This is a genomic window from Pseudomonas sp. SIMBA_067, from assembly GCF_046534675.1.
Classification (GTDB): Bacteria; Pseudomonadota; Gammaproteobacteria; order Pseudomonadales; family Pseudomonadaceae; genus Aquipseudomonas; species Aquipseudomonas putida.
In genome coordinates this window covers 1-268 of sequence record NZ_JAWRYH010000503.1, presented here as the reverse complement: position 1 = coordinate 268, position 268 = coordinate 1, and the positions used below count along the sequence as shown (strand labels likewise).

The 268-nt window shown below is 41.4% G+C and carries 1 protein-coding gene; it reads right to left on the bottom strand.

The features are described 5' to 3' along the window. Positions 1 to 29: 29 nt before the first annotated feature. On the bottom strand, positions 30 to 268 hold a 239-nt coding region (locus SB765_RS30080), incomplete at its 5' end, for a hypothetical protein (protein WP_410932557.1).

Genomic DNA, 268 nt, shown 5'->3' with positions numbered 1-268 from the left:
CTATGGGTGCTTATTCCTGGTGGGTGTAATTAGTGCGGTTCTACGTCATACGTGTTTTCATTTTCTTTAAGTCTGGCTTTTTCACGCTTCAGTCTTAAACGCTCCTGATGTTCCCTGTATAGGTTGGTGAGTTGACCGACTGGCAAATGTAGAAACTTTAGATCAATGTTTCTTACCCAACTATCAACAGCAAGCTTTTTGCTTTTTTTAACGTCTGGCACTTCGTAATGATCACGCTTGATTGCGCCTTTTACGGCATTTAACACGA